At 73.2% G+C, this 19,434-nt stretch carries 17 protein-coding genes; 11 read left to right on the top strand and 6 right to left on the bottom strand.

Features of this window, described 5'->3' with window-relative positions; all coding sequences use genetic code 11:
* The first annotated feature begins 182 nt into the window (after positions 1-182).
* Genes ACIRNI_RS15185 through ACIRNI_RS15175 form a run of 3 tightly spaced genes read left to right on the top strand, consistent with a single transcriptional unit; the run spans position 183 to position 2,299 of the window.
* Positions 183-860 (top strand): dienelactone hydrolase family protein, encoded by a 678-nt coding sequence (locus ACIRNI_RS15185; protein WP_403551729.1) that lies wholly within the window; start codon positions 183-185, stop codon positions 858-860.
* Between the two features lie 16 nt (positions 861-876).
* Entirely contained in the window at positions 877-1,557 is a 681-nt protein-coding gene (locus ACIRNI_RS15180) for a phosphoribosyltransferase (RefSeq protein WP_403551727.1), read from the top strand.
* Positions 1,550-2,299 carry a 2OG-Fe dioxygenase family protein gene (locus ACIRNI_RS15175; RefSeq protein ID WP_403551725.1) on the top strand — a complete coding sequence of 250 codons (750 nt, stop codon included), beginning with the start codon at positions 1,550-1,552 and terminating at the stop codon, positions 2,297-2,299. Before ACIRNI_RS15180 ends, ACIRNI_RS15175 begins: the two co-directional genes overlap by 8 nt.
* 24 nt (positions 2,300-2,323) lie before the next feature.
* On the opposite strand, the gene ACIRNI_RS15170 is transcribed toward ACIRNI_RS15175, so the two are convergent.
* Positions 2,324-3,460 (bottom strand): glutamate--cysteine ligase, encoded by a 1,137-nt coding sequence (locus ACIRNI_RS15170; RefSeq protein WP_403551723.1) that lies wholly within the window; start codon positions 3,458-3,460, stop codon positions 2,324-2,326.
* A 37-nt stretch (positions 3,461-3,497) separates the two neighbouring features.
* The gene (locus ACIRNI_RS15165; protein WP_403551721.1) at positions 3,498-4,007 is read right to left on the bottom strand and encodes a hypothetical protein; all 510 of its coding nucleotides are present in this window, start codon (positions 4,005-4,007) and stop codon (positions 3,498-3,500) included.
* Between the two features lie 118 nt (positions 4,008-4,125).
* On the opposite strand from ACIRNI_RS15165, the gene ACIRNI_RS15160 reads away from it, so the two are divergent.
* Positions 4,126-4,686 (top strand): hemerythrin domain-containing protein, encoded by a 561-nt coding sequence (locus ACIRNI_RS15160; RefSeq protein ID WP_403551719.1) that lies wholly within the window; start codon positions 4,126-4,128, stop codon positions 4,684-4,686.
* 43 nt (positions 4,687-4,729) lie between these two features.
* On the opposite strand, the gene ACIRNI_RS15155 is transcribed toward ACIRNI_RS15160, so the two are convergent.
* The 3 genes from ACIRNI_RS15155 to ACIRNI_RS15145 all read right to left on the bottom strand — a co-directional run bounded on the left by ACIRNI_RS15155 (position 4,730) and on the right by ACIRNI_RS15145 (position 8,116).
* Positions 4,730-4,987 carry a hypothetical protein gene (locus tag ACIRNI_RS15155; RefSeq protein WP_403551717.1) on the bottom strand — a complete coding sequence of 86 codons (258 nt, stop codon included), beginning with the start codon at positions 4,985-4,987 and terminating at the stop codon, positions 4,730-4,732.
* Positions 4,988-5,126: 139 nt separating this feature from the next.
* Positions 5,127-7,442, bottom strand: a complete 2,316-nt coding sequence (locus ACIRNI_RS15150; protein WP_403551716.1) for an MFS transporter — start codon at positions 7,440-7,442, stop codon at positions 5,127-5,129.
* Positions 7,443-7,672: 230 nt separating this feature from the next.
* Positions 7,673-8,116 (bottom strand): SRPBCC family protein, encoded by a 444-nt coding sequence (locus tag ACIRNI_RS15145; protein ID WP_355363222.1) that lies wholly within the window; start codon positions 8,114-8,116, stop codon positions 7,673-7,675.
* 120 nt (positions 8,117-8,236) lie between these two features.
* Here ACIRNI_RS15145 and ACIRNI_RS15140 point away from each other — a divergent pair, with 120 nt between their 5' ends.
* Entirely contained in the window at positions 8,237-9,244 is a 1,008-nt protein-coding gene (locus ACIRNI_RS15140) for an Rv2578c family radical SAM protein (protein WP_403551713.1), read from the top strand.
* A 115-nt stretch (positions 9,245-9,359) separates the two neighbouring features.
* Positions 9,360-10,967 carry an alpha/beta hydrolase gene (locus ACIRNI_RS15135; protein ID WP_403551711.1) on the top strand — a complete coding sequence of 536 codons (1,608 nt, stop codon included), beginning with the start codon at positions 9,360-9,362 and terminating at the stop codon, positions 10,965-10,967.
* A 21-nt stretch (positions 10,968-10,988) separates the two neighbouring features.
* On the opposite strand, the gene ACIRNI_RS15130 is transcribed toward ACIRNI_RS15135, so the two are convergent.
* A complete protein-coding gene (locus tag ACIRNI_RS15130) occupies positions 10,989-11,576 on the bottom strand; it encodes a HEAT repeat domain-containing protein (protein WP_403552198.1) in 588 nt (195 codons plus the stop codon).
* Between the two features lie 393 nt (positions 11,577-11,969).
* Between ACIRNI_RS15130 and ACIRNI_RS15125 the strand changes: the two genes are divergently transcribed.
* From ACIRNI_RS15125 to ACIRNI_RS15105, 5 genes are all read left to right on the top strand, one after another.
* Complete coding sequence (locus ACIRNI_RS15125) at positions 11,970-13,751, top strand: 3-hydroxyacyl-CoA dehydrogenase family protein (RefSeq protein ID WP_403551709.1); 1,782 nt, start codon at positions 11,970-11,972, stop codon at positions 13,749-13,751.
* A gap of 103 nt (positions 13,752-13,854) precedes the next feature.
* Positions 13,855-14,688: a TetR family transcriptional regulator gene (locus ACIRNI_RS15120; RefSeq protein ID WP_355363230.1), complete on the top strand. Its 834-nt coding sequence runs from the start codon at positions 13,855-13,857 to the stop codon at positions 14,686-14,688.
* A 414-nt stretch (positions 14,689-15,102) separates the two neighbouring features.
* Positions 15,103-16,440, top strand: coding sequence for a crotonyl-CoA carboxylase/reductase (gene ccrA, locus ACIRNI_RS15115; RefSeq protein WP_403551707.1), 1,338 nt, complete (start codon positions 15,103-15,105; stop codon positions 16,438-16,440).
* 17 nt (positions 16,441-16,457) lie between these two features.
* Positions 16,458-18,470 carry a protein meaA gene (locus tag ACIRNI_RS15110; protein WP_403551705.1) on the top strand — a complete coding sequence of 671 codons (2,013 nt, stop codon included), beginning with the start codon at positions 16,458-16,460 and terminating at the stop codon, positions 18,468-18,470.
* Positions 18,467-19,429 carry a CoA ester lyase gene (locus ACIRNI_RS15105; RefSeq protein ID WP_356645562.1) on the top strand — a complete coding sequence of 321 codons (963 nt, stop codon included), beginning with the start codon at positions 18,467-18,469 and terminating at the stop codon, positions 19,427-19,429. The genes ACIRNI_RS15110 and ACIRNI_RS15105 overlap by 4 nt, the downstream gene beginning before the upstream one ends.
* Positions 19,430-19,434: the final 5 nt, after the last annotated feature.

Here is a 19,434-nt window from a genome sequence, read left to right as displayed (position 1 = left end):
CGTGCTGCGTTCCCTGGTGCGTTCCATGGTGCGTTCCGTGCTCCGTGGGGCGGAGAAGTCCGACCCTACCGACCGCCCCGGGGCGGGAAACAGACCCCGCGGGCCGCATGTCACGGGCGCCGGTGGGTACCCCGGGCGGCGGGAGAGGGGCTCGGCCGGGCCGGACGACGGAGGTGTGGGCCATGACGACGGCATCGCGGACCGCCCGTATCGACGCCGGTGACGCGACCCTGGTGGGCGACCTGGCGCTGCCGGCGGACGCGCGGGGCGTGGTGGCCTTCGCCCACGGCAGCGGCAGCTCGCGGCACAGCCCCCGCAACCGGGCGGTCGCGGAGGCGCTCCGGGAGGCGGGGCTCGGCACCCTGCTCCTCGACCTCCTCACGCAGCAGGAGGAGCGCGTCGACATGATGACGGCCGAGCTGCGCTTCGACATCCCGCTGCTGGGGCGGCGCGTGACGGCGACGGTGGACTGGCTGGGTACGCAGCCGGGCACGGCCGGGCTGCCGGTGGGGCTGTTCGGCGCGAGCACCGGGGCCGCCGCGGCGCTGGTGGCGGCCGCCGAGCGGCCGGACGGCGTCCGGGCCGTGGTGTCGCGGGGCGGGCGCCCGGATCTGGCGGGCGAGGAGGTGCTGCCCGCCGTGCGCGCGCCGGTCCTGCTGGTGGTGGGCGGCGAGGACGATGTGGTGCTGCGGCTGAACGAGGAGGCCGCCGAGCGGCTGAGAGCCCCGTACCGCATCCACGTCGTGCCGGGGGCCACGCACCTGTTCGAGGAGCCGGGCGCGTTGGAGGAGGTCGCCGTGGCGGCGCGGGACTGGTTCGGCCAGATGGCCGTGCCGGGTGCCCCGCCGGACGGGCCGTGAGGGGAGTGAGGGAGCCGTGCTTCTGCGGAACCGCACCGAGGCCGGGCGCGAGCTCGCCGTCCGGCTCGCCGGCCGGCAGCGCGAGGGCGGGCTGACCGATCCGGTGGTGCTGGCCCTGCCCCGCGGCGGGGTGCCGGTCGCCGTCGAGATCGCCGAGGCGCTGGGCGCGCCGCTGGACGTGCTCGTCGTCCGCAAGATCGGCGCGCCGTTCAACCCGGAGCTGGGCGTCGGCGCGGTGGCCGGGGACGCGCCGCCGCTGTACGACGAGCGGACGCTGGCCATGCTGGACCTGACGGAGGACCGCCTCGGGCCGACGGTGGCGCGCGAGCGGACCGAGCTGCACCGGCGGGAGGACCTCTACCGGGGCGGCCGGCCGATGCCGGACGTCCACGGCCGTACGGTCGTCGTGGTCGACGACGGCCTGGCCACCGGCGTCACCGCCCGCGCGGCGCTGCGGTCCGCGCGGGGCCTGGAGCCGGCCGAGCTGATCATGGCCGTGCCGGTGTGCTCCCGCGAGGCGGCGGAGCTGGTGGGCGCGGAGGCCGACGAGCTGATCTGGCTGCACCAGCCGCGGCCGTTCTCCTCGGTGGGTCAGTGGTATCTGGACTTCGACCAGGTGAGCGATGACGAGGTGGTCAGGATGCTGACGGCGGCGCGCGCGGATGCGCGGGACCGGGGGTCGTCGGACGATGGATGACGTGATCGGAGAAGACAGGACGACGAGCGCGGCGGCGGCCGTGGACGCGGCCCGGCGGGCCCTGGTGTCGACCGGGGCGTACGCGATGGAGCCGGCCGAGGTGTCGGCGTGCGTCGGGACGGACGGGGACGGCTGGTCGCGGCTCGCCGCCCACTGGGACGACCTGGCGCCGGACCCGTACGCCGCCGAGAGCGGCACGGTGCGCCTGCGCCGCTACGGCACCTTCGCCCTGACGCGCGACGGGCGGCTGACCCCGCGGCCGCACGACGCGTTCGTCCAGCCGGAGGCCTCCAACCCGATGTACGTCGGCGTGGACCGGCACTTCGAGCCGCTGACCGACGCGTTCACCGCCGATCCCCTGCTGGCGTCCCTGATCAGGCTGCTGGGCCGGGTGGCCGGGTGTCTGGACGACCGGGACGAGTGGCAGGTGAAGGTGCACCCGTTCCGCGTGCTCGCCTCCGCCGGGCAGGACGGTCAGCCCACCCCCGAGGGGCGGCACCGCGACGGCGTCACGCTCGTCACCTCGCTGCTGATCGGCCGCGAGAACGCCACGGGCGGCGCCAGCTCCGTGTACGGCGCGGACGGCGAGCACCTCCTGACGACGACGCTCGGCGAGCCGGGCAGCCTGCTGCTGGGCGACGACCGGCGCACCCTGCACGAGGTGTCGCCGATCCGCCCGCTGGCCCCGGAGCGGCCCGCGCGCCGCGACGTCCTGGTGACGACGCTGCTCCCGCCGGGCTGAGGCCGTACGCCTGGGCCCACGGGATCACGCCCCCTCCTCCGGGTCCTCCGGGCACGTCTCGCGGACCAGGCCCTCCACTACCGCGCCCAGGCGCGGCTCGGCGGCGAGGCGGGACCGCTGGCGCTCGGCACCGGACCCGCGCAGCTCCAGCCGCCGCAGGAAGGCCGTGACCTCCCCCTCGTCCCCGTACGCGCGCAGTGCGGGGCGTACGTGCTCCAGGAGGTTGCGTGCCTGGACGGACGAGGGCAGCACGCGCCCGGTCGGCGCGTCGACGCCGTGGCCCGGCCAGCCGTCCCGCGCGGCGCGCCAGTACGCCGCGCGCAGCAGCTCCGCGCCGGTGCGCGGCCCGGGGTCGCCGGCCGCCGCGCGCCGGGCGGCCGTCACGACGAGCGCCCTGATCAGGGCCGTAAGCGCCACCGTGTCGTCCACGTCGGACAGGACGTCCATGGTGCGGACCTCGAGCGTCGGGAGGCGCGGGTTGGGCCGGACGTCCCAGAAGGGCATGCCGGGCTCCAGCATCGCCTCGGTGGCGGCCATGGCGGTGGCGAGCCGCTCGTACGCGGCGAGCGACTCGGCGTACGGCGGCGGGCCGAGGCACGGGAAGCGGCCGCGGATCACGGAGCGCCAGCTGGCGTAGCCGGTGTCCCGCCCCTGGTGGAAGGGGGAGTTCGCGCTCATCGCGACGAGCAGCGGCAGCCAGGGCCGCAGGTGGTTGCCGACGAGGACGGCCGTCTCGCGGTCGGGCAGGTGGACGTGGGCGTGGAAGGCGCTCACGGCGAAGTCGTCGAGCATCGCGCGGTACTGCCGTGCCCCGGCCCGGTAGCGTGGGTGGTCGCCGAGATCGGCGCGCCCGCCGTCGCCGCCGATGACCGGCGTGCCGGACGCGCACAGGCGCAGGCCCTCGGCCCGCGCGGCGGCGGCCAGGCCCGCGCGGACGCCGCGCAGCTGGGCGCGGAGCTCGTCCATGCGGTGGCAGGGCTCGGTCCGCCCCTCGACCTGGTATTCCGTGAACTCGCCCGAGGCGGCGTCCCCGAGCCGGGGTGCGGCGCGTGCGACCACCCGTGTGCCGGCCGCCGCGGCCTCGCCGCTGTCCGGGTGGACGAGGAAGAACTCCTCCTCGACGCCGACGGTGGGCGGTTCACCGAAATCCTGGTCCTTCACGGATCCAGGATCACGCCGTCGTGCGGCGTTGTCCCCTTCAGACGGCCAGTTCCAGCCGGTCCAGCAGCTCCGCGCGGTGCAGGTCCGCTATCGGTGCGAGCAGGTCGGGGTGGCGCAGCAGTGCGGCGGCGCGGCGGTCGTGCTCGTCGGGGGTGACCAGTCGGCGGAAGTCGACGGGCGCGCCGGTCAGGCGGCCGCAGGCGGCCAGCGACTCCATGGCGGTCGCGGCCAGCCCCGGGGTGGAGAGCAGGACGGCGGCCCAGCTGGCGACGACCTCGTCGACCCAGGTGCGCCAGGCGTCGGAGGGGGCGCCGGCGTCGTCCGCGCCGGTGATCCAGTCGAGCCGGGCCGAGCCGCCGGGTCCGGCGATGGCGACGAGCGCGGCGTCGAGGTCGGTGGGGTAGCGCAGCCACGCCGCGACGGTCACGGCCTGTCGCGCCTGTACGCCGGCGAGGGCGGTCTCCAGCGCGCCGCTGCCGGACGGGTAGGCGCGGGTCAGCCACTGCGCGGTCGCCGTGATGAGCGGGGTGAGGTGGTCTGCGGTCACGCCGGAACGCTATCGCCGCCATTCGCGGCGACAAATGGCGTGGCTCACGGGAAGAGCGTGGCCTGAACCACATCATGGGCATCCGAATTCCCGCACAGTCGCGCAGAGGAGTGAGGTCATGGGACACGGCGGAGACGTGATCGCGGAGCTGACCAGCGACCACGAGGAGGTGGAGGAACTCTTCAGCACCATTGAGGAGCTGCCGTCCGGTGACGAACAGCGGAAGCAGTACGCCGACCAGGTCACGATGGAGCTGGTCCGGCACTCGGTGGCGGAGGAGGAGTACCTCTACCCGGCGGTGCGCGAGCACATCACCGGGGGTGACGCCCTCGCCGACAAGGAGCTCCGCGACCACGCCGCCGCCGAGCAGACCATGAAGGACCTGGAGGGCTGCGCGGCCGACGACCCCCGCTTCGACATGCTGATGAACAAGCTGATGACGGAGATCCGGGCGCACGTCGTGGACGAGGAGAACAACCTCTTCCCGCGGCTGCGGGAGGCGTGTTCGCCCGAGATGCTGATGGAGCTGGGCGACAAGGTGCGCCAGGCGAAGAAGACGGCCCCGACCCGTCCGCACCCGTCGGCCCCTGACAAGCCCCCGGCCAACAAGCTCCTCGCCCCGGGCGCCGGGATGGTGGACCGCCTCCGCGACATGATGACCGGCCGCGGCAAGAGCTGAACCGAGCGCGTTGAGGGCCGCCCGGTGGATCACCGGGCGGCCCTCAGCACGTCCCCCGCCGGTAGGGGGCGTCGGGGACCAGAGCCGCCCATTCCGCGGGGGTGAGCGGGGCGGGGACGAGGCGGCAGAGCGCCTGAATGACGGTCTCGGCGTCCACGTCGTGCACGCGGGCCTCCGTGTGGGCGCCGGCTGCGTGCAGCTTTGCGCCCGTCGGAGCGAAGGCCAGGTCCAGGACCGCGTCGCCCGGCCCGGGCAGCGGCGCGCCCACGGGCTGGTGGGACGGTACGTCCCGGAGCGGCACCGTTCCCGCCGTGTCTCCGACGGCGAGGGTGCGGCCGTCGGGCGAGGGAGAAGGGCCTCACCGTCGACGGCGTCGTCGGCCCCGGCACCTGGCGAGCGCTGCGGGAGTGCGGCACCACGGCCGCGGCCTGATCGGCGCGTCAGTCCCCGTGCCCCAGCTGGAGGTCGCGCTCGGTGCGCCCGCCGCCCGCCACCTGGAGGACCGTCGCCACGGGCGGGTAGCCGGAGGCGATGACCGTGTACGCACCGGACGACAGGTCCGCGAAGCGGAAGGCGCCGTCGGGGCCCGTGATGAGCGTGTCGACGACGTTGCCCGCCGCGTCGAGCAGCGTCACGCGGGCCTCCTCCACGGGGCGGCCGCCGGTGGCCCGTACGGTCCCGCGCAGCAGCGCGCCGCCGGCCAGTTCGATGATCTGCCGGGTCTCGCGGGAGGCCTGCACGCTCACCGGCAGGGCGACGGGCCGGAAGGACGGGGCGCCGGCGGCCAGGGTGTACTCCCCCGCCACCAGGTCGGCCATCACATAGCCGCCGTCGCGCCCGCTGCGCGTGGCGGCCACGACCTCGCCGCGGACGTCGGTGAGGGTGACGGCGGCGTCCCGTACGGGCGTGCCCTCGGCGGTGACGACGGTTCCGGCGAGCCGCCCGGCGCCGCCGAGCACGATGTCGAGCTCGACGGGCCGGTCGCCGGTGGTGACGGTGACGCTGACGGCCTGCGGCTGGTGTCCGGGGGCCGCGGCGATCAGCACGTACGCGCCGGGCCCCGGCACGCTGAGCGCGTACCGCCCGTCGTCGCCGCTCGCCCCGCGCCCGATCTGCCGCCCGTGGTCGTCGACGAGGGTGAGGGCGGCGCGCGGTACGCAGCTGCCGTCGTGGTGCTGGACGGCGCCGCAGACGGGGACGCCGGAGCCGTACGCGGCGGACGACGGCCACGCGGGTCCGTCGGGAGCGGAGGCCGGAGCGGGGGCGGCGGCGTTGGCCGGGGTGCGCGCCGCGGGGACGGAGGCCGTGGACGCGGTGGGGACGTTCTGGGACACCGGCGGTTTCTCCTTGAGGAAGCAGGCGAGCGACAGGCCGAGCACGAGGACGGGCACCAGGACCACGACGAAGAGCCGCGGCGTCACGCCCTCGTACCCCTGGACGCGTCCGCCCCCGGCCAGGGTGGAGACGGCGGCGGCGCCCAGGCAGCCGCCGAGCAGCCGGACCTGGAGGTGCGCGGCGGTGGCGGCGCCGAGGTCGGCGGGGGGCGCGGCCTGCTGGACGGCGGCGACGAGCGCGGGCAGCGCCAGGCCGACGCCGGTGCCGAGCACGGCCTGCCAGACGCTGTGGTCGAGGACCGGCGTACCGGGTTCGAGGCGGGAGAGCAGCCCCATGCCGACGGCGGCGACGGCGCTGCCGAACACCGGGTGGATCCGGTGGTGCCCGGTGCGGGCGATGAGCTGTCCGGAGACCAGCGAGCCCAGCACGATGCCGCCCGCGAGCGGGACGAGCGGCGGCAGCGCGCCCCCCGGCGGGAGGAGCGCGGGCAGCCAGCCGGCGGCGGCGTACAGCGCCGTGCCGGCCGCCGCCCCCACGAGGCCGGTGAGGAGGAGGGGACGCGCGAGCCCCAGCGGCACCAGGGGCTCGGCGGCGTAGTGCTCGGCGACGAAGAAGAGCAGCAGCGTTCCGGCCGCGCCGCAGGCGAGACCGAGGATGACGCGGGAGTCCCAGGCGTACCGGGTACCGGCCCAGAGCGCGAGCAGCACCAGGGAGGCGGATGCGGTGGCCAGCAGCAGCGCGCCGAGGACGTCGAACCGGCGGCGCTCGTCCGCGTACGGCGGGCGGAGCGGCCTCAGCGCGGCGCCGACGACGATCAGCACCAGCAGGCCGAGGGGTGCGTTGGCGTAGAACACCCAGCGCCAGGAGACCCGCACGGCCTCGCCGACCGCCGGCCCGGCCACGGCGGCGGTCCCGAGCGCCGCGCCGAGGACGCCGAGGAAGCGGGCGCGGGCCGGGGCGGGGACGAGGTCGGCGGTGAGGGCGTGGGCGCCGGCGAGCAGTCCGGCGCCGCCGACGCCCTGGAGGGCGCGGCAGGCGATGAGCTGGTCCATGGTGCGCGACCAGCCGGCCAGCGCGGATCCGGCGACGAAGAGCACGAGGGCGGTCTGGAAGACGCCCTTGCGGCCGCGGAGGTCCCCGAGCTTGCCGTGGACGGGCAGGGTCACGGCGGCGGCGAGCACCGGGGCGGCGATCACCCACACCGACCGCGCGCCGCCGCCGAGTTCGTCGGTGATGCCCGGCAGGAAGGGGGCGACGGCGGTCTGCTGGAGCGCCGCGAGGAGCAGCGCGAGCACGAGCGCCCCGAAGACGAGGCGTACGTGCCGCTGTGCGGGGTCGTCGGCCGGGTGGTCCGGCCCGGGTGGCGGCGCGTCCTCGGGAGTGGCCGCCTGCTCGTCATCGGTCAGCGTGATCCCACCCACGAACCTGCTCCCCTCCGTCGCGTCCGCCCGGGCGTCCGCTCTGACGCCTGCGCGGCGCCATTCTTCGCATTACGCGCTCAGCGGGAGCAAGCCGCCCAATTGGGGTGACGGTGGGCGTGGGAGAGGGAGCGGCCCCCGGCCATCAGGGGCTTTGCCGCGCTCCCCGGCGTACGCGACACCGGGGAGCGGACGGCAAGATCACCCGAATCGGTGACCTCTGCCGGTGGTCCCTACTTCTCGACCTCGGACGCCAGCTTGGCGAGCACCTCGTCATAGATGCGGCCGAGGCCCTTGGGGGCGAAGGTGCGCTCGAAGAAGCCGCCGATGCCGCCGGCGCCGTTCCAGACGGTGGTGACGACGACGCGGGAGCGGCCCTCGCCGGCGGGGGTGACGGTCCAGGTGGTCACCATGGAGGAGTTGCGGTCCTTCTCCACGAGGCGGCCGTCGCTGGGCTCGGTCACCTCCAGCAGGCAGTCGCGGACGCGCTTGCTGGTGGCCTGGAGCTTCCAGTGGACGAGCGTCCCCTCGCCGTCGCCACCCTCGCGCACCTGGTACTCGCTGAAGTGCTCGGGCAGCAGCTTCGCGCGGGTGTCCTTGTAGTCGGCCAGCGCGTCGAACACCGTCTCCGCGTCCGCCGCGATGACCCGCTCCGTCGTGGCCTCGACCTGCGCCATGCCTTGTCCTCCAGCACTCGTTCCATAAGGGGGGACCCAGCCAACCACTTGGACCGGACACGCCCAAATCGATGAGCGGGAAGAAGCGATCATGGGAACATTTGTTCTATTGTCTGCGTCATGCGCTGGGACCATCTGAGCGACCGCTCCGCCGACGCCGTGCTGTTCGGCACGGACGCCGTCACCACCCGTACCTTCGACACCCCCGAGTTCCGGGGCATCACCTTCCACGAGGTGCGGGCCCGTTCGATCGTCAACCGGGTGCCCGGCGCCTCCCGCATGCCGTTCGAATGGACGGTCAACCCCTACCGGGGCTGCACTCACGCCTGCGTGTACTGCTTCGCCCGCAAGACGCACAGCTACCTCGACCTCGACACCGGGCTCGGCTTCGACTCGCAGATCGTGGTGAAGATCAACGCCCCCGACCTGCTGCGCCGTCAGCTCGCCTCCCCGAGCTGGCGCGGCGCGCACATCGCGATGGGCACGAACGTCGACTGCTACCAGCGCGCGGAAGGCCGGTACCAGCTGATGCCGGGCATCATCGGCGCCCTGCGCGACCGGGCGAACCCCTTCTCGATCCTCACCAAGGGCACGCTGATCCTGCGCGACCTGGAGCCGATCCTCCAGGCCGCCGCGGTCACCGACGTCTCCCTCTCGGTCTCGGTCGGCTTCACCGACCACGAGCTGTGGCGCACCGTCGAGCCGGGCACGCCCGCGCCGGAACGCCGCCTCGACGTCGTACGGACCTTCACCGACCACGGCATCGAATGCGGGGTGCTGATGGCACCGGTCATCCCGTTCCTGGGCGACCACCCCGACCAGCTGCGCGCCACCGTCCGCGCGATCGCCGCCTCCGGGGCGACCTCCGTGACCCCGCTCGCCCTGCACCTGCGGCCCGGTGCGCGCGAGTGGTACATGGCCTGGCTGCAGCGCCACCATCCGCACCTGGTGGGCCGCTACGCGCGGCTGTACGCGGACGGGGCCTACGCCCCGAAGTGGTACCAGCGCCGGATCACCCGTCAGGTGCACGAGTTCGCCGACGAGTTCGGCATAGGGCCCGCGCGCCGCCGGGGCGCAGCGCCCCCCGCCCCGGTCGCGGAGGAGCCCACCCAGCTCACCCTGCTGTGAACGGTGTGTTGATCAGGTCCTCTGATCGGGTCAAGTCTGCCCGGAAGCGGACCTTCCGGGCCGGAATGCGGGGACGATCCGCCGAGGGACCGTTCCGTCCGGCTCGGGAGGCCATATGCAGAAACGCGCCGCAGTGCTGATCGCCGCCGGGGCGGTGATGGCGAGCGCCGTCACCGCCGTCCCCTCCACGGCGGAGCCCAGAACCACCGAGCCGCAGGCGACAGCCCTCACCTGGAAGGCGTGCGCCACCCAGCAGTACCCCAAGCTCCAGTGCGCGACGGTCCGGGCACCGCTAGACCACGAGGACCCGAGCGGCGAGCAGGTCACGCTGGCGCTGTCGCGGATCCCGCACACCGCGAAGACCTCGCAGGGCCCGCTGCTCGTCAACCCGGGCGGCCCGGGCGCGAGCGGCCTCGACATGGCCGGGTTCGTCGCGGCGTCGCTGCCCGCCAAGGTCGCGGCGCAGTACGACATCGTCGGCTTCGACCCGCGCGGCGTGGGCGCGAGCAAGCCTTCGCTCGACTGCAAGCCGGGCTACTTCGCGCCCGTACGCCCCGACTCCCTGCCCCGCGACGTCGACACCGAGCGCACCAACCTCACCAGGGCGGCGTCCTTCGCGCGGGCGTGCGACGACAAGTACGGCGCCCTGCTGCGCCACATGGGCACGGTCAGCGCGGCGAAGGACCTGGACGTGATCCGGCAGGCCCTCGGCGCGGAGAAGATCAGCTACTTCGGCTACTCGTACGGCACGTACCTGGGCGCCGTCTACGCCAAGCTCTTCCCGCAGCGCGTGCGGCGGGCCGTACTGGACTCCGTCGTCGACCCGCAGGCGGTGTGGTACCAGGCCAACCTCGCGCAGGACCTCGCCTTCGACGCCCGCCACAAGGCGTTCCTGGCCTGGGTCGCGCGGCACGACGCGACGTACCGCCTCGGCACCGACCCGGCGAAGGTCGAGGCCCGCTGGTACGCGATGCGCGCCGCGCTGGCGAAGGACCCGGCGGCGGGGAAGGTCGGCCCGGCCGAACTGGAGGACACCTACCTGCCGGGCGGTTACTACAACGGCTACTGGCCCACGCTGGCCGAGGCGTTCTCGGCGTACGTGAACGAGAAGGACCCCGCGCCCCTCGTGTCGGCCTACGAGTCGCTGGCGGCGGCCGATCCCACGGACGACAACGGCTACTCGGTCTACGCGGCGGTGCAGTGCCGGGATGCCGCGTGGCCCCGCGACTGGGGCGTGTGGCACCGTGACAACTGGGCCGTCCACTCCAAGGCGCCCTTCTCCACCTGGAACAACGCCTGGTACAACGCGCCGTGCGCCTTCTGGCCCGTCGGCTCGTCCACCCCGCCGGACATCGCCAACGACGCGCTGCCCCCGGTGCTGCTCTTCCAGGCGACGGAGGACGCGGCCACCCCGTACGGCGGCGGCGTCACCGTCCACCGCGCCCTGCGCGGCTCCAGCCTGGTCGTCGAGGAGGGCGGCGGCAACCACGCCATCACCCTTTCCGGCAACGCCTGCCTCGACGGCCACCTGGCGCGCTACCTGGAGACCGGCCAGGTCCCCCGCGCCACCGCCGGCGGCACGGAGAAGGGCACAGGAACCGAAACCGGCACCGGAACCGGTACGACCGCCGACGCGGACGCGGTCTGCGCCGCGACGGCCGAGCCGAAGCCCCGGACGACCCGCGCGGCCGCCCCGCTCCCCCACCCCGCCCACCGCGGCTGACACCTCTTACGCCCTGACGACTTACGCCTCCGGCCGCAGCCGGGCCAGCGCCTCCGTGGCGGCCCGGGCCAGGCGCGGACGGAGGCGGGCGGCTTCGAGGACCGGGCGGGCGCGGGCGTCGCCCAGCTCGCCCAGGCCCTCCGCGCAGGCGACCGCCACGCGCCCGTGCGGATCGCCCGGGTCGGCGAGGCGCCGCTCCAACACCGTGACCAGCGCCGGTACGGACTCGGGCGCCCGCAGCCGGGCCAACAGCCGTACCGGAGTGAGCGCGTAGGCGACGCGCAGCTCGTTGGTGGCGAGCGCGGCGGCGGCCCGCGCCGTCCGCGGATCGCCCAGCCGCGCCAGCGCGTACGCGGCGGAGACGCAGCGCTCGGGGTCCCGGTGGTTCAACAGCAGCACGAGCGCCTCGAAGGCGCGCCGGTCACCGGCGAGCCCCAGCCGGAACGCCGCGAGCTCACGCGCCCAGAGCGGCTGGCCGCCCCGCGTGAGCACCGCCGCGAGCTCCTCGGGGTCCTCGACGGCGACGAGCCGTTCGTACGCCTCCGACGCGCCCGCCCCCTCCGCCTCGTCCCGCAACCGGTCCACGAGCGAGCGGAACTCCTCATCCACGGCCGTCATGGCCGTCAGCGTAGCGAGCGTCACATGGTCCGGGGAGCTCCCGGGACTGGCGCGCTCGTTACCCGCCGGTTAATCTCAAGTGAGCGGGACACACCCGCGAACGCACTCACGGCGGCCTGGTGACGCAGCCGCCGCGAGCGCCGTGTCCGTCGGTTCGGCACACCTGGCACATCTGTACGACGTGGCTCCGGGACAGGGTCCGTCGCTTCTCCACCGCGACCCGCGCGCGACGCGCGGCAGCGCGAACGCACGCACGGCGGTGCCCAAGCGCCCGCCCCCGCGTTCACGCTCACGCCGAGAACGCACGCGCTCCGCGAGGCGACGCACCGCACCCGTGCGCGCCCGCGCCCCTCATCAGTCGTCACTCATCCCTGGAGTCCCGTGATGGACACCCCTCTCTCCACCATCGCCGTCGTCGGTCTGGGCACGATGGGCTCCGGCATCGCCGAGGTTCTCGTCCGGGCCGGCCGTGAGGTCATCGGCATCGACGTCAGCGAGGCCGCCGCCCGCCGCGCCGTCGCCTGCCTGGAGGCGGCCACCGCCCGCTCCGTGGCCCGCGAGCGGATCACCGAGGAGGAGCGGCGCGACATCCTCGCCCGCTTCCGTACCTTCTCCGACCTCCGGGCCGCCGCCGACGCCGACCTCGTGATCGAGGTCGTGCCCGAGTCGTACGAGCTCAAGCAGCAGGTCTTCCGGGAGCTGGACGCCGTCGTCCGCCCGGACGCGATCCTCGCCACCGGCACCAACGCCCTGTCGGTGACCCGGCTGGCCGCCGACTCCGCGCGCCCCGAGCGCGTGCTGGGCCTGCACTTCTTCAACCCCGCCCCGGCGATGAAGCTCGTGGAGATCGTGTCCTCGGTGCTGACCGCCCCGCAGGCCGTCGCCGCCGTCACGGACCTCGCCCACCAGCTGGGCAAGGAGCCCGTGGCCGTCGGCGACCGGCCCGGCTTCGTCGCCGACGGCCTCCTCTTCGGCTACCTGAACCAGGCCGCGGCCATGTACGAGTCGCGGTACGCCTCCCGCGAGGACATCGACGCCGCGATGCGGCTGGGCTGCGGCCTGCCGATGGGCCCCCTCGCCCTGCTCGACCTGATCGGCGTCGACACGGCCCGTACGGTCCTGGAGGCCATGTACGCCGAGTCGGGCGACCGCCTGCACGCCCCGGCGCCGATCCTGCGGCAGCTGAGCGACGCCGGCCTGACGGGCCGTAAGGCGGGCCGGGGCTTCTACACGTACGAGGAGCCGGGCAGCGGTGTCGTGGTGCGCGACGCGCTCACGCCGTCGGAGACGGCCGCCACGGGCGAGGTCCGCGAGGTCCGCTCCGTCGGCGTCGCGGGCTCCGGCACCATGGCGAGCGGCATCGCGGAGGTCTTCGCGAAGGCCGGGTACGCCGTCGTGCTCGCCGCCCGCTCGCTCGAGAAGGCCGAGACGGCCAAGGGGCGCATAGCCAAGTCGCTCGCGCGCTCCGTCGAGAAGGGCCGGCTGACCGCCGAGGCGGCCGACGCGGCGCTCGCCCGCGTCACCCCGGCCGGCTCCCTGGACGCCTTCGCCGACGTCGACCTCGCCGTGGAGGCGGTGGCCGAGGACCTGGAGGTGAAGCGGCAGCTGTTCGCCACGCTCGACAAGGTCTGCAAGCCGGGCGCGGTGCTCGCCACCACCACCTCCTCCCTGCCCGTGGTCGCCTGCGCCCGCGCCACCTCGCGCCCGCAGGACGTGATCGGGATGCACTTCTTCAACCCGGCGCCCGCCATGAAGCTGGTCGAGATCGTCCGTACGGTGCTGACCGCCGACGACGTCCACGCCACCGTGCGCGAGGTGACCGCGAAGATCCGCAAGCACCCCGTGGACTGCGGCGACCGGGCCGGCTTCATCGTGAACGCGCTGCTCTTCCCGTACCTGAACAACGCGATCAAGATGGTCGAGAACCACTACGCCTCGCTCGACGACATCGACGCCGCGATGCGCCTGGGCGGCGGCTACCCGATGGGTCCGTTCGAGCTGCTGGACGTGGTCGGCCTGGACGTCTCGCTCGCCATCGAGCGGGTGCTGCACCGCGAGTTCCGCGACCCCGGCCTGGCGCCGGCCCCCCTCCTGGAGCACCTGGTGGCGGCGGGCTGCCTGGGCCGGAAGACGGGGCGCGGTTTCCGCGAATATGCCCGGCGCTGAGCCGTACGGGGAGTGGGGCGGGCTGCTCGGCGGGGCGGCCGAGAGGTCGGGCAGCCCGGCCCCACAGGCGCGGTCTCCTGCACCGATGCAGTACGTTCAGGTCATGTCCCAGCCCGCTGATGCCGCCCGCCGAACCGCTCGTGCCGCCTCCTCGTCCGACGCGCCGGAGAGCGCCGCGGGCAGCCGCGCCGCCGCGCAGCGGCTCAAAATGCGCCGCGAGCTCGCGGCCGCGGCCATGGAACTGTTCGCGACCAAGGGGTACGAGGCGACGACGGTCGACGAGATCGCCGCCGCGGCGGGGGTCGCCCGCCGGACCTTCTTCCGCCACTTCCGCTCCAAGGAAGAGGCGATCTTCCCCGACCACGACGACACCCTGGTGCGCGCCGAGGCGGTGCTGAACGCCGCCCCGCCGCACGAGCACCCGCTGGACACGGTCTGCCGGGGCATCAAGGAAGTCATGAAGATGTACGCGGCGTCCCCCTCGGTGTCGGTCGCGCGCTACCGCCTCACCCGCGAGGTGCCCACCCTGCGGGAGCGCGAGATCGCCTCGGTGGCCCGCTACGAACGGCTGTTCACGCGCTATCTGCTGGGCCACTTCGACGAGCGGGACCACCACGACGGCAACGACGACCCGCTGCTGGCGGAGGTGGCCGCGTCGGCGGTGGTCACGGCGCACAACCACGTGCTGCGCCGCTGGCTGCGGGCCGGCGGGCAGGGTGACGTGGAGGCGCAGCTGGACCACGCCTTCGCGATCGTCCGGGAGACCTTCGGCACCGGCATAGGCGCCGGCCGCTCCGGCGCCGGGAGCGCCCCGGCCCCCGCGCCCGCCGCGACGGCGAGCACCACCGGCGACGTGCTGGTGACGGTGGCCCGCACGGACGCGCCGCTGGAGGAGATCATGCGCAGCATCGAGCGGACCCTCAAGGAACACGGCTAGCCGTTCCCGGTTCCGCATCGCCCGCCGGGGCTCGACTTCTCATCGAGCCCCGGCGGGCTTTTTGCATGCCGGGAAACCGCGGACCGATCGATCATCGCTCATCTGTGACCGGCAGATGACATCTGAGAGAAATTGTTGGCACTCAGTGTCTTGCGGCCTGGCACGCGGTGTCATACGTTGATGTTGTCCGGGCGGCCGGCGTGCAGAGAACTTCTCGTACGCCGGCTGTCCCCGCACAACATCGTTGTCGCGCGCCCGGACGCCTGCGTCACAGGCACTCTTCGCGCACCACCCAGCGCTGCCAAGCCGAGCACCACCCGCCGAACCGACGGCACACACCTCCCAGAGCAGCACTTCCCCGACGTTCAACCCAGCGTCTCCCCCTCAAGACGCTTCTTCGCCGGAGGCAACACCGTGAAGGAAATCCTGGACGCGATCCAGTCGCCGGACACCACCGCCGCCGACTTCGCCGCACTGCCCCTCCCCGAGTCCTACCGCGCGGTGACCGTGCACAAGGACGAGACCGAGATGTTCGCCGGTCTCACCACGCGCGACAAGGACCCGCGCAAGTCGCTGCACCTGGACGACGTGCCGCTGCCCGAACTGGGCCCGGGCGAGGCCCTGGTGGCGGTCATGGCGTCCTCGGTGAACTACAACTCCGTGTGGACGTCGATCTTCGAGCCGGTCTCGACCTTCGCCTTCCTGGAGCGCTACGGAAAGCTCTCGCCGCTCGCCAAGCGCCACGACCTGCCGTACCACATCATCGGCTCCGACCTCGCGGGCGTCGTCCTGCGCACCGGCCCCGGCGTGAACGCCTGGAAGCCGGGCGACGAGGTCGTCGCGCACTGCCTGAGCGTGGAGCTGGAGAGCCCCGACGGCCACTCCGACACGATGATGGACCCGGAGCAGCGCATCTGGGGCTTCGAGACCAACTTCGGCGGCCTGGCGGAGATCGCACTGGTCAAGTCCAACCAGCTCATGCCGAAGCCGGACCACCTCAGCTGGGAGGAGGCGGCGGCACCCGGACTGGTGAACTCGACCGCGTACCGCCAGCTGGTCTCGCGCAACGGCGCCGGCATGAAGCAGGGCGACAACGTGCTCATCTGGGGCGCGAGCGGCGGCCTCGGCTCGTACGCCACCCAGTTCGCCCTCGCCGGCGGCGCCAACCCGATCTGCGTGGTCTCCAGCCCCCAGAAGGCGGAGATCTGTCGCGCGATGGGCGCCGAGGCGATCATCGACCGCAACGCCGAGGGCTACAAGTTCTGGAAGGACGAGCACACCCAGGACCCGAAGGAGTGGAAGCGCTTCGGCAAGCGCATCCGCGAGCTCACCGGCGGCGAGGACATCGACATCGTCTTCGAGCACCCCGGCCGCGAGACCTTCGGCGCGTCCGTGTACGTCACCCGCAAGGGCGGCACCATCACCACCTGCGCCTCGACCTCGGGCTACATGCACGAGTACGACAACCGCTACCTGTGGATGTCGCTGAAGCGGATCGTCGGCTCGCACTTCGCGAACTACCGCGAGGCGTGGGAGGCCAACCGGCTCATCGCCAAGGGCAAGATCCACCCGACCCTGTCGAAGGTGTACTCGCTGGAGGACACCGGCCAGGCGGCGTACGACGTCCACCGCAACCTCCACCAGGGCAAGGTCGGCGTGCTCTGCCTCTCCCCCGAGGAGGGCCTGGGCGTGAAGAACCAGGAGATGCGGGACCAGCACGTCGACGCCATCAACCGCTTCCGCAACGTCTGAGGTCTGAGGTTTCCTAGATGACAGAGCGTCAGAAGGACCGGCCGTGGCTCATGCGGACGTACGCGGGTCACTCCACGGCCGAGGCGTCCAACGAGCTGTACCGGCGCAACCTCGCCAAGGGCCAGACGGGCCTCTCGGTCGCGTTCGACCTGCCGACGCAGACCGGGTACGACCCCGACCACATCCTCGCCCGCGGCGAGGTGGGCCGGGTCGGGGTCCCGGTCTCGCACCTCGGTGACATGCGCCGGCTGTTCCAGGACATCCCGCTGGAACGCATGAACACGTCCATGACCATCAACGCCACCGCCATGTGGCTGCTGGCGCTCTACCAGGTGGTCGCCGAGGAGCAGGGCGCGGACATCACCAGGCTCCAGGGGACGACGCAGAACGACATCGTCAAGGAGTACCTGTCGCGCGGGACGCACGTCTTCCCGCCGGGTCCGTCCCTGCGCCTGACCACCGACATGATCACCTACACGGTGAACCACATCCCGAAGTGGAACCCGATCAACATCTGCAGCTACCACCTGCAGGAGGCGGGCGCCACTCCGGTCCAGGAGATCTCGTACGCCATGTCGACGGCGATCGCCGTCCTCGACGCGGTGTTCGCCTCCGGCCAGGTGCCCGAGGAGCGCAAGGGAGAGGTCGTGGCGCGCATCTCCTTCTTCGTGAACGCGGGCGTCCGCTTCATCGAGGAGATGTGCAAGATGCGCGCCTTCGGCCGCATCTGGGACACGATCACCCGCGAGCGGTACGGCATCGAGGACCCCAAGCAGCGCCGGTTCCGCTACGGCGTGCAGGTGAACTCGCTCGGGCTGACCGAGGCACAGCCGGAGAACAACGTCCAGCGCATCGTCCTGGAGATGCTGGCCGTGACGCTGTCGAAGGACGCCCGCGCGCGTGCCGTGCAGCTCCCGGCGTGGAACGAGGCCCTGGGCCTGCCCCGCCCCTGGGACCAGCAGTGGTCCCTGCGCATCCAGCAGGTGCTGGCGCACGAGAGCGACCTGCTGGAGTACGAGGACATCTTCGCGGGCTCGCACGTCATCGAGGCCAAGGTGGACTCCCTGGTCACCGAGTGCCTGGCGGAGATCGAGCGGATCCAGGGCATGGGCGGCGCGATGGCCGCCGTCGAGTCGGGCTACCTGAAGTCGCAGCTGGTCGCCTCGCACGCCGAGCGGCGGGCCCGGATCGAGGCCGGCGAGGAGAAGATCGTCGGCGTCAACATCTTCGAGACGACCGAGCCCAACCCGCTCACCGCCGACCTGGACACCGCGATCATGACGGTGGACCCGGCCAACGAGGCGCGGGTCGTGGCCGGGCTCCACGAGTGGCGCGACAACCGCGACGAGGGCCGGGCGCAGGAGGCCCTCGCCCGGCTGAAGGCCACGGCCGCGGGGGACGAGAACCTCTTCCCTGCGACCCTGGAGTGCGCCCGCGCGGGCGTCACCACCGGCGAGTGGTCCTGGGCGCTGCGGGACGTCTTCGGCGAGTTCCGGGCTCCGACGGGCGTGTCGTCGGCGCCGGTGGCGATCGCCGCCGAGGAGGGCACCCCGCTCGCCGCCGTACGCGAGAAGGTGACGCGGACGGCGTCCGAGCTGGGCGCCGGGCGGCTGCGGCTGCTGGTCGGCAAGCCGGGCCTGGACGGGCACTCCAACGGCGCCGAGCAGATCGCGGTGCGTGCGCGTGACGCCGGCTTCGAGGTGGTCTACCAGGGCATCCGGCTGACGCCCGAGCAGATCGTGGACGCCGCCCTGGCGGAGGACGTGCACTGCGTGGGACTGTCCATCCTGTCCGGCTCGCACGCCGAGCTGGTCCCCGACGTGCTGGCCCGGCTGCGTGAGGCCGGCGCGTCGGACATCCCGGTGATCGTCGGCGGGATCATCCCGAACGCCGACGCCGCCGAACTGAAGCGGGCGGGCGTGGCCGCCGTCTTCACGCCGAAGGACTTCGGTATCACGGAGATCATCGGCCGTATCGTCGACGAGATCCGGAAAGCGAACAAGCTCGACCCTGTGGAGGTCCCCGCATGACGACCGTCAACCGTCTCCGCCCGCGCCGCTCGTGCCTGGCGGTCCCCGGTTCCAACCCGCGCTTCCTGGAGAAGGCCCAGGGCCTCCCCGCCGACCAGGTCTTCCTGGACCTGGAGGACGCGTGCGCGCCGCTCGCCAAGCCGGAGGCGCGGCACACCATCGTCAAGTTCCTCAACGAGGGCGACTGGACGGGCAAGACCAGGGTCGTGCGGGTCAACGACTGGACCACCGAGTGGACCTACCGCGACGTGGTCACGGTCGTCGAGGGCGCCGGCCCGAACCTCGACTGCATCATGCTGCCGAAGGTGCAGACCGCCGAGCAGGTCGTGGCGCTGGACCTGCTGCTGACCCAGATCGAGAAGACGATGGGCTTCGAGGTCGGCCGGATCGGCATCGAGGCCCAGATCGAGAACGCCCAGGGCCTCAACAACGTCAACGCGATCGCGCAGGCCTCCCCGCGCATCGAGACGATCATCTTCGGCCCGGCCGACTTCATGGCCTCCATCAACATGAAGTCGCTGGTCGTCGGCGAGCAGCCGCCCGGCTACCCGGCCGACGCGTACCACTACATCCTGATGAAGATCCTTATGGCGGCCCGCGCCAACGATCTCCAGGCGATCGACGGCCCGTACCTTCAGATCAAGAACGTGGACGGCTTCCGCGCCGTGGCCGGCCGGGCCGCCGCGCTGGGCTTCGACGGCAAGTGGGTGCTGCACCCGGGTCAGGTCGACGCGGCCAACGAGGTGTTCTCGCCCTCGCAGGAGGACTTCGACCACGCCGAGCTGATCCTGGACGCGTACGAGTACTACACGTCCGAGGCGGGCGGCAAGAAGGGCTCCGCGATGCTCGGCGACGAGATGATCGACGAGGCCAGCCGCAAGATGGCGCTCGTCATCTCCGGCAAGGGCCGCGCCGCCGGCATGACCCGTACGTCGAAGTTCGAAGCCCCGGAGGCGTGAGCACG

The sequence above is a fragment of the Streptomyces sp. NPDC093546 genome (assembly GCF_044765045.1).
Taxonomy (GTDB): Bacteria; Actinomycetota; Actinomycetes; order Streptomycetales; family Streptomycetaceae; genus Streptomyces.
The sequence above is the reverse complement of the archived record's forward strand: the minus strand, read 5'-3'. Positions and strand labels throughout refer to the sequence as shown.

Bases quoted from the DNA above. Each gene is read 5' to 3' on its own strand.
- ACIRNI_RS15185 (WP_403551729.1), top strand. From the start codon at position 183: ATGACGACGGCATCGCGGACCGCCCGTATCGACGCCGGTGACGCGACC.
- ACIRNI_RS15145 (WP_355363222.1), bottom strand. From the start codon at position 8,116: ATGGCGCAGGTCGAGGCCACGACGGAGCGGGTCATCGCGGCGGACGCG.
- ACIRNI_RS15175 (WP_403551725.1), top strand. From the start codon at position 1,550: ATGGATGACGTGATCGGAGAAGACAGGACGACGAGCGCGGCGGCGGCC.
- ACIRNI_RS15110 (WP_403551705.1), top strand. From the start codon at position 16,458: ATGACAGAGCGTCAGAAGGACCGGCCGTGGCTCATGCGGACGTACGCG.
- ACIRNI_RS15120 (WP_355363230.1), top strand. From the start codon at position 13,855: ATGTCCCAGCCCGCTGATGCCGCCCGCCGAACCGCTCGTGCCGCCTCC.
- ACIRNI_RS15140 (WP_403551713.1), top strand. From the start codon at position 8,237: ATGCGCTGGGACCATCTGAGCGACCGCTCCGCCGACGCCGTGCTGTTC.
- ACIRNI_RS15135 (WP_403551711.1), top strand. From the start codon at position 9,360: ATGCAGAAACGCGCCGCAGTGCTGATCGCCGCCGGGGCGGTGATGGCG.
- ACIRNI_RS15160 (WP_403551719.1), top strand. From the start codon at position 4,126: ATGGGACACGGCGGAGACGTGATCGCGGAGCTGACCAGCGACCACGAG.
- ACIRNI_RS15125 (WP_403551709.1), top strand. From the start codon at position 11,970: ATGGACACCCCTCTCTCCACCATCGCCGTCGTCGGTCTGGGCACGATG.
- ACIRNI_RS15105 (WP_356645562.1), top strand. From the start codon at position 18,467: ATGACGACCGTCAACCGTCTCCGCCCGCGCCGCTCGTGCCTGGCGGTC.